Raw genomic sequence first — 7,161 nt, forward strand, 5'->3', positions numbered from 1 at the left:
TGAGCACGGTGCCCGGCTTGAGCTGGTAGACGGTGCCGCAGTACGGGCACTTGGCCTGGCCGGTGTCCGCCACATCGAGGAACACGCGCGGATGGTAGTTCCAGGTCGGCGTATTGGGCGTGGGGCAGTGCAGCGGAAGGTCTTCGGCGCCGATTTCGACGACGTTTGCGGTTTGCGTCATGGTGTTGCGGGGTCAGTCTTGTCAGGGGAGGGTTCTGGCTCGTGCTGCGGCGGGGCCCGGCGCCTTGGGCGGCCGGGCCGCCGGCATCAGACCAGGGTCAGCCAGTGCTGGTATTTCTCGTTGGTGCCGCCGACGGCGGCGAAGAACGCGTCCTGGATCTGCTTGGTGATCGGGCCGCGGCGGCCTTCGCCGATGACGCGGTCATCGAGCTCGCGGATCGGCGTGACTTCGGCCGCGGTGCCGGTGAAGAAGGCCTCGTCGCTGCAATAGACCTCGTCGCGGGTGATGCGCTTCTCGCGGACTTCGATGCCCAGGTCGCGCGCGATCGTCAGCGTCGCGTCGCGGGTGATGCCGTCCAGGCAGGAGGCCAGGTCCGGAGTGTAGATCACGCCGTTGCGCACGATGAAGACGTTCTCGCCGGAGCCCTCGCTGACATAGCCGTCGGTGTCGAGCAGCAGCGCCTCGTCGTAGCCGAGGCTGGTCGCCTCCTGGTTGGCCAGGATCGAGTTGATGTAGTAGCCGCTGGCCTTGGCGCGCACCAGCGACACGTTGACGTGATGGCGGGTGAACGAGGACGTCTTGACGCGGATGCCGCGCTCCATGCCTTCCTCGCCCAGGTAGGCGCCCCAGGGCCAGGCGGCGATCGCCACGTGGATCGTGTTGCCGCGCGCGGAGACGCCGAGCTTTTCCGAGCCGATCCAGACCAGCGGGCGGATGTAGCAGGACTCGAGCTGGTTGGCCTTGACCACCTCGCGCTGCGCCGCCTCCAGGGTCGCCTGATCGAACGGGATCTCCATCTGGAAGATCTTGGCGGAGTTGAACAGCCGGCGGGTGTGCTCCTTGAGCCGGAAGATCGCGGTGCCGGCCGGGGTCTTGTAGGCGCGCACGCCCTCGAATACGCCCATGCCGTAGTGCAGGGTATGGGTCAGCACGTGGATCTTGGCATCGCGCCAATCGATCAACTTGCCATCCATCCAGATCTTTCCGTCACGATCGGCCATCGACATGCTCGTCTCCCGCAAAAACGTCAAAAAGGTGCAAAGGCGACATTGTAAGCCCCGGCACACCCCGTGCCAACGCGGCGAGGCGGCGGTATGGCGCCGCCAGGCTGGGGATCGGGGGCGATCCAGTGGCCGTGGTGCCGGGCTTATATCGGCACGGCATACGCTCAAGCGAACTCAATCGTTTGGAAAGTGGCGATTCATTGGTATCGTACTTGCTTTGGAATCCGGGCCCCGCAGCGCATGCAGGCAGCGGGCCGCGCCGGCCGAGCCGTCTTTGGCTCTGTTCCTGCCTTTCCATCCTGGTATTTCGATTCCTGCCGCCATGACCCGCACTTCGACCCGCCGCCTCGTGACCCGTCTTGCCGCCACCCTGGCCAGCCTGGGCAGCCTCGCCTGCCTGTCGTTGGCTCCGTCCGCGCACGCCCAGGGTCCGGCCAACTGGCCCGACAACAAGCCGATCACGATCCTGATGGGCTTTACCGCCGGCTCGGGCGTCGACATGGTCGGCCGCACGCTGCAGGACTCGCTGCAGAAGTCGCTCAAGACCACGATCCTGTACGACTACCGGCCGGGCGCCGGCGGCAACGTGGCCTCCGAAGTGGTCGCCCACGCCAAGCCGGACGGCTATACGCTGCTGCTGGGCACCGCCGCCACCCATGGCATCAACCCGGCGCTGTACAAGAACCTGCCGTTCGATGCCGAGGCGGACTTCACGCCGATCGCCCCGCTGGTCGAGGTGTCCAACGTGCTGACCGTCAATCCGGCGGTGATCGACGTCAAGTCGGTCAAGGAATTCATCGAGAAGGTCAAGGCCAATCCGGGCAAGTACAACTACGCGTCCACCGGCAACGGCACCGGCACGCATCTGGCTTTCGCGGAATTCAACGCGCGCGCGGGTCTCGACATGGTCCACGTGCCGTACAAGGGCGGGCCGGACGCGCTGCAGGCGGTGCTCAAGGGCGAGGTCTGCTGCATCTTCAACCAGGTGCAGAGCGTGCTGCCGCAGTACCGCGCCGGCAAGGTGCGCCTGCTCGGGGTGACCACCGCCAAGCGCGTGCCGGTGATCCCCGACGTGCCGACCATCGCCGAGAGCGGCGTGCCGAACTACAACAGCACGATCTGGTTCGGCTTCTTCGGTCCCAAGGGGCTGGACCCGCAGATCGCCCGCAAGGTCAACGAGGCCGTGCGCGTCGCGCTGGAAAACCCGGCGGTGCGCCAGAAGCTGGTCGAGGCGGGCAACACGCCGCGCGTCGAGACCGTCGACCAGTTCCGCGCCACGGTGAAGGCCGACCGCCAGAAGTGGGCGAACGTCGTCAAGACGGTGGGAGCGTCGATCGACTGAGATGGATTGGGATCGGCCTGGCGGCACCGCCGCCGGCCGGCCCCGCCAGGCAGCAGCCCCGGTAGGGTCCGGGGCGCCGGCACCTGCCCGCCATGTGTCCGCCATGTCCCGGCCATGCACACGGCATGTGCCGGCCACGTTCTGCAGGCGTGCCGCCTCAGATCCCCTGTCCTCCCGACACCTCGATCCGCTGGGCGTTGATCCAGCGGTGGCTCTCCGACAGCAGGCCCGCAATCATCGGCCCGATATCGTCGGGCACGCCGGCGCGGCCCAGCGCGGTCATCTCGGCGAACAGCTTGTTGATCTCCGGGTTGTCGCGCACGGCGCCGCCGCCAAAGTCTGTTTCGATCGCGCCCGGCGCCACGGTATTGACCGCGATGCCGCGCGCGCCCAGTTCCTTCGCCATATACCGGGTCAGCACTTCCACCGCGCCCTTGACGGCGGCGTACGCGGCGTAGCCGGGGAAGGACACCCGCGTCAGCCCGCTGGACAGGTTCACGATGCGCCCGCCGTCGGCGATCAGCGGCAGCAGCGTCTGCGTCAGGAAAAAGACGCCCTTGAAGTGCACATTGACCAGCGCGTCGAACTGCGCTTCCGTGGTGTCGCCGATCAACGCATAGTCGCCGTGGCCGGCGTTGTTGACCAGATGGTCGAAGGTGTCGCGCTGCCATGTCTGGCGCAGGGCGGCGCGCAGCGTTTGCGCGAAGGCCGCGAAGCTGCCGACGTCCCCGGTGTCGAGCTGCAGCGCACAGGCCTTGCGCCCCAGTGCTTCGATCTCGGCGACGACGGCGTTCGCCTCGTCGGCCCGGCGCTGGTAGGTCACGATGACATCCCCGCCGCTGCGGGCGATGCTCAGGGCGGTGGCTCGGCCCAGCCCGCGGCTGGCGCCCGTCACGAGGGCAATTCTGGTCATGGCGATCACTCCTTGGTTCGGTGGATGGTGCTTCGAATTATTGGAGTTCCGACGCCAATAGTCTTAGCCAATTCCTCCCGCTTTCTTGCCTGAATCTCCGAGCCGGCTCGCCGTCGCCGGAGGGCAGCGCTATGCTGCGTCCATGAACGCCGACCTGCTCGATGCCGTCCGCCGGTACACGGACGCCTACGCCGACCCCGAGGGCCTTGCCCAAACGCCCGTGCCCGGCCTGACCACGATCAGGGCGACCGCGCCCAGCGGACTGCTCCATGCCATCGCGCGGCCGCTGGTCTGCCTGGTGCTTCAGGGCAGCAAGCAGGTCACCATGGGCACGCAGACCTTCACCTTCGAGGCGGGCGACTCGCTGCTGATCACCGCCGACGTGCCGACCGTCAGCCAGGTCACGCGGGCCAGCCCCGAAGCGCCGTATCTCTCGCTGGTGCTGGACCTCGAGCCGGCCGTGATCGCGGACCTCGCCACGCAGATGCAGAGCCTGCCGGCGGCCGATGGCGGGGCGGTGCGGTACCAGCCGACCGAGGCCGAGGTCGCCGACGCCGCGCTGCGGCTGATGCGCCTGTTCGAGCGGCCGGAAGCGGTGCCGGTACTCCATGCACAGCGCGTACGGGAGTTGCACTACTGGCTGCTGGCCGGCCGGCATGGCGCGGCCATCCGCGAACTGGGATGGCCGGAAGGCAATGCACGGCGCGTGGCGCGCGCCGTGGCGGTGCTGCGCGAGGAGTTCACCAGGCCATTGCCGATGGCGCGGCTCGCCGGCGTCGCCGGCATGAGCCCATCGTCGTTCTACCAGCACTTCCGCGCGGTCACGTCGCTGTCGCCATTGCAATTCCAGAAGCAGCTGCGACTGATCGAAGCGCGCCGCCTGATGCTGGCCGACGGCATGACGGCCAGCAGTGCCGCCTTTGCCGTGGGCTACGAAAGCGTGCCGCAGTTCACGCGCGAATACCGCCGCCTGTTCGGCATGCCGCCGGCAAAAGATGCGGAGGCCATGCGCAGCGCGGTGGGGGTTGCCGGGTCGAAGAGCCGTCGGAAACCTGAGGAGCGCCGTCCTTTCTGAAAGTCTGGGAGGCCTTCCGGCTCCACAATCGCCAGCTTGCTGCCCGCGGTCCACTGGCGTTCAATGCGAGTGTTCGGAACGGATCGAGAGAGAGGTAAGCAAAGATGACATCGGTCACGATGACTTCGAGGGGGCAAGTCACCCTTCCTGCGGAGGTCCGGGATAGGTTGGGCTTGTCGGCTGGCGATCGCGTGGAGTTTGTAATGAACGAAGCCACAGGTAACTACGAAGTAATTCCCGCCCATCAGTCGGTCAAGCGGCTGAAGGGCGTGGTGCCCAAACCGGACAAACCCGTTTCGGTCGACGAGATGAACGCGGCAATTGCGGAACAGGGAGCGTCGGCCGGTGATCGGAATTGATACCAACGTCCTGGTCCGGTACTTCGCCCAGGACGATCCACTGCAGTCTCCCGTCGCCAGCGCCTTGCTGGAGGGCCTGAGCCCCGAGCGGCGCGGCTACGTTCCGCTTGTCGCGCTCGTCGAACTGGTGTGGGTGATGACCCGGCGCTTCGGGATCAAGCGCAGCGGGATCGTGGACCTGGTCGAAGGCATATTGGACTCTCGCGAATTCGTCGTCGAGGCAGCCGATACCGTGCGCAAGGCGCTCCATTCGTATGCGACGTCCGGCGCGGACTTCGCCGATTGCCTGATCGAACGAACGTGCCACGCGGCGGCGTGCGACTGGGTGGCGACCTTCGATGCCGCGGCCGCCCGTACCCCCGGCTTCCGCTTGCTGGGGCCGAATATGGCCGACCGACCCGCGTGATTACTGTCCGCCCGCATCATTTAAGCGCCCACTTACCCAATTCCCGCCAGGCCCTATAATGGCGCCTTACCCGCCGCGCTCGCGGCGGGGTGTCCGGCGATGCCGGCGCGGCGCGTGGATCGCCGTCGCGCGATCGGCCGGAATCCTCACCGCGTCCGCTCCATGACTTCCCCTCGGCCCCCGGCCTGGCTGCGCCTTTGGCATCGTGCCACGCAAGGCGTCCTGCACCATTTCTGGACCCGCTTTCCGCCCGCCGAGCGCACCGGCTTCCTGGCCGGCGCGCGCCGTTTCGCGCCGTCGCTGCCGGCGACCTTCTCGTGGGGGCTGGTGACCGGCGTCGCCATGAGCAAGTCGGTGATGACGGTGCCCGAGGCGATCGGCATGAGCCTGCTGGTCTACGCCGGCTCGGCCCAGCTGGCGGTGCTGCCGTTGTTCGCCGCCGGCATGCCGCTGTGGACGATCTGGCTGACCGCCGCCGTGGTCAATCTGCGCTTCGTGATCTTCAGCGCCGCGCTGCAGCCGCACTTCAGCTATCTGCCGCTGTGGCGCCGGACGCTGCTCGGGTCGTTCAACGGCGACCTGCATTTCGTCTTCTTCATGCAGCGCTACCAGGCGCCGGGCTACGAGCCCGGCAAGGAAGGCTATTTCTGGGGCATGGCGCTGACCAACTTCGTGATGTGGCAGGTCTCGTCGCTGGCCGGCATCCTGCTGGCCAGCCTGTTTCCCGACAGCTGGGGGCTGGCGCTGGCCGGCACGCTGGCGCTGATCCCGGTGATGGTGTCGACGATCAATTCCCGCTCGACGCTGATGGCGGTCGCGGTGTCGGCGGTGCTGGCGCTGTTCTTCTTCGACCTGCCGTACCGGCTCGGGCTGGTGGTGGCGGTGGCGGGGGCGATCGCGGCCGGCATGGCGAGCGACCAGATGGCGGCCCGCGCCACGCTGCGCGGCATCGAAAACAAGCGGCGGCGCGACAAGGCCGCCGGCACGGTCAACATGAACCTCGGCAAGGACGCTGGCACTCGGGCCAGCCATGCCGCGTCGTCGGCGGAGGACAAGGCATGAGCCATTGGCAGATCTGGATCGCGCTGATCGGCATGGCGGTGGTGACCATCGTCACGCGCGCCCTGTTCCTGATGGCCGGCGAGCACGTCAGCCTGCCCGACCGCCTGCAGCGGGCGCTACGCTACGCGCCCGCCGCCGCGCTGGCCGCCATCATCCTGCCCGACCTGATGACCTGGCAGGGCCATTTCACCGTCGGCCTGGAAAACTACAAGCTGATCGCCGGCATCGCCGCGGCGCTGTTCTACCTCGCCACCCGCAAGATGCTCGGCATGATCGCGGTCGGCATGGCGGTCTATACGGCGCTGCGGTTGCTGGCGTAGCCGTCAGGCAGGCCTAAGGCAGGCGTCGGGCAGCATCGGGCAGCCTCGGCCAGCCATCGGGCAGCCATCGGGCAGCCTCGGGCAGACGTCGGGCAGACGTCGGGCAGGCACTGGGCAGGCGCTGGGCAGACGTCAGCCGCCCCCATCGGGCGCGGCCCGCGGCGCCTTCAGCGTGGCGCTCAGTTGCGTCAGCAGGTGCGAAAGCTGCGCCTGGCTGTTGGTGCCGGTCTTGATGAACACCGACTTCAGCTGCGTGCGGCTGGTCTCGCGGCCGATCTGCAACTGCTCGCAGGCCTCGGGCAGCCCGATGCCGGTGGTCAGCAGCGTCGCCAGCCGCATTTCGGCCGGCGTCAGCCCATAGAGATCGCGCAGCACCTGCGGCAGCAGCGGGGAGCTGCCGCGGGCGTCGTGGATCGCGACCAGCGCGGCCGGCTGCTGCCAGGCCTGCCCCATCGCGTGCGACGGCGGCAGCGGCAGCACGATGACCTGGGCGCGGGCG

General features: G+C 67.9%; 10 protein-coding genes. 6 read left to right on the plus strand and 4 right to left on the minus strand.

Annotated elements, in window-relative coordinates:
- Both AC6EI8_RS22490 and AC6EI8_RS22495 read right to left on the minus strand, forming a co-directional pair.
- Nucleotides 1–181: zinc-finger domain-containing protein (locus AC6EI8_RS22490; protein ID WP_498382916.1), on the minus strand; the 181-nt coding region annotated here is incomplete at its 3' end.
- Between the two features lie 86 nt (nt 182–267).
- Nucleotides 268–1,188: a branched-chain amino acid transaminase gene (locus AC6EI8_RS22495; RefSeq protein ID WP_149316823.1), complete on the minus strand. Its 921-nt coding sequence runs from the start codon at nt 1,186–1,188 to the stop codon at nt 268–270.
- 319 nt (nt 1,189–1,507) lie between these two features.
- On the opposite strand from AC6EI8_RS22495, the gene AC6EI8_RS22500 reads away from it, so the two are divergent.
- Nucleotides 1,508–2,527, plus strand: a complete 1,020-nt coding sequence (locus AC6EI8_RS22500; protein ID WP_226107328.1) for a Bug family tripartite tricarboxylate transporter substrate binding protein — start codon at nt 1,508–1,510, stop codon at nt 2,525–2,527.
- Nucleotides 2,528–2,684: 157 nt separating this feature from the next.
- Here AC6EI8_RS22500 and AC6EI8_RS22505 read toward each other — a convergent pair whose 3' ends face one another.
- Nucleotides 2,685–3,440: an SDR family NAD(P)-dependent oxidoreductase gene (locus AC6EI8_RS22505; protein ID WP_498382917.1), complete on the minus strand. Its 756-nt coding sequence runs from the start codon at nt 3,438–3,440 to the stop codon at nt 2,685–2,687.
- Between the two features lie 142 nt (nt 3,441–3,582).
- Between AC6EI8_RS22505 and AC6EI8_RS22510 the strand changes: the two genes are divergently transcribed.
- From AC6EI8_RS22510 to AC6EI8_RS22530, 5 genes are all read left to right on the plus strand, one after another.
- Nucleotides 3,583–4,515 carry an AraC family transcriptional regulator gene (locus tag AC6EI8_RS22510; protein ID WP_498382918.1) on the plus strand — a complete coding sequence of 311 codons (933 nt, stop codon included), beginning with the start codon at nt 3,583–3,585 and terminating at the stop codon, nt 4,513–4,515.
- Nucleotides 4,516–4,619: 104 nt separating this feature from the next.
- A complete protein-coding gene (locus AC6EI8_RS22515) occupies nt 4,620–4,874 on the plus strand; it encodes an AbrB/MazE/SpoVT family DNA-binding domain-containing protein (RefSeq protein ID WP_498382919.1) in 255 nt (84 codons plus the stop codon).
- Entirely contained in the window at nt 4,861–5,280 is a 420-nt protein-coding gene (locus AC6EI8_RS22520; RefSeq protein ID WP_498382920.1) for a type II toxin-antitoxin system VapC family toxin, read from the plus strand. Before AC6EI8_RS22515 ends, AC6EI8_RS22520 begins: the two co-directional genes overlap by 14 nt.
- 162 nt (nt 5,281–5,442) lie before the next feature.
- Nucleotides 5,443–6,342 carry an AzlC family ABC transporter permease gene (locus AC6EI8_RS22525; RefSeq protein WP_223819612.1) on the plus strand — a complete coding sequence of 300 codons (900 nt, stop codon included), beginning with the start codon at nt 5,443–5,445 and terminating at the stop codon, nt 6,340–6,342.
- Complete coding sequence (locus AC6EI8_RS22530) at nt 6,339–6,662, plus strand: AzlD domain-containing protein (protein ID WP_149316825.1); 324 nt, start codon at nt 6,339–6,341, stop codon at nt 6,660–6,662. Before AC6EI8_RS22525 ends, AC6EI8_RS22530 begins: the two co-directional genes overlap by 4 nt.
- Before the next feature lie 132 nt (nt 6,663–6,794).
- Here AC6EI8_RS22530 and AC6EI8_RS22535 read toward each other — a convergent pair.
- On the minus strand, nt 6,795–7,161 hold a 367-nt coding region (locus AC6EI8_RS22535), incomplete at its 5' end, for a helix-turn-helix transcriptional regulator (RefSeq protein WP_498382921.1).

The organism is Cupriavidus sp. R6-3 (assembly GCF_059772245.1).

Bases quoted from the DNA above. Each gene is read 5' to 3' on its own strand.
- AC6EI8_RS22495 (WP_149316823.1), bottom strand. From the start codon at position 1,188: ATGTCGATGGCCGATCGTGACGGAAAGATCTGGATGGATGGCAAGTTG.
- AC6EI8_RS22500 (WP_226107328.1), top strand. From the start codon at position 1,508: ATGACCCGCACTTCGACCCGCCGCCTCGTGACCCGTCTTGCCGCCACC.
- AC6EI8_RS22505 (WP_498382917.1), bottom strand. From the start codon at position 3,440: ATGACCAGAATTGCCCTCGTGACGGGCGCCAGCCGCGGGCTGGGCCGA.
- AC6EI8_RS22510 (WP_498382918.1), top strand. From the start codon at position 3,583: ATGAACGCCGACCTGCTCGATGCCGTCCGCCGGTACACGGACGCCTAC.
- AC6EI8_RS22515 (WP_498382919.1), top strand. From the start codon at position 4,620: ATGACATCGGTCACGATGACTTCGAGGGGGCAAGTCACCCTTCCTGCG.
- AC6EI8_RS22525 (WP_223819612.1), top strand. From the start codon at position 5,443: ATGACTTCCCCTCGGCCCCCGGCCTGGCTGCGCCTTTGGCATCGTGCC.
- AC6EI8_RS22530 (WP_149316825.1), top strand. From the start codon at position 6,339: ATGAGCCATTGGCAGATCTGGATCGCGCTGATCGGCATGGCGGTGGTG.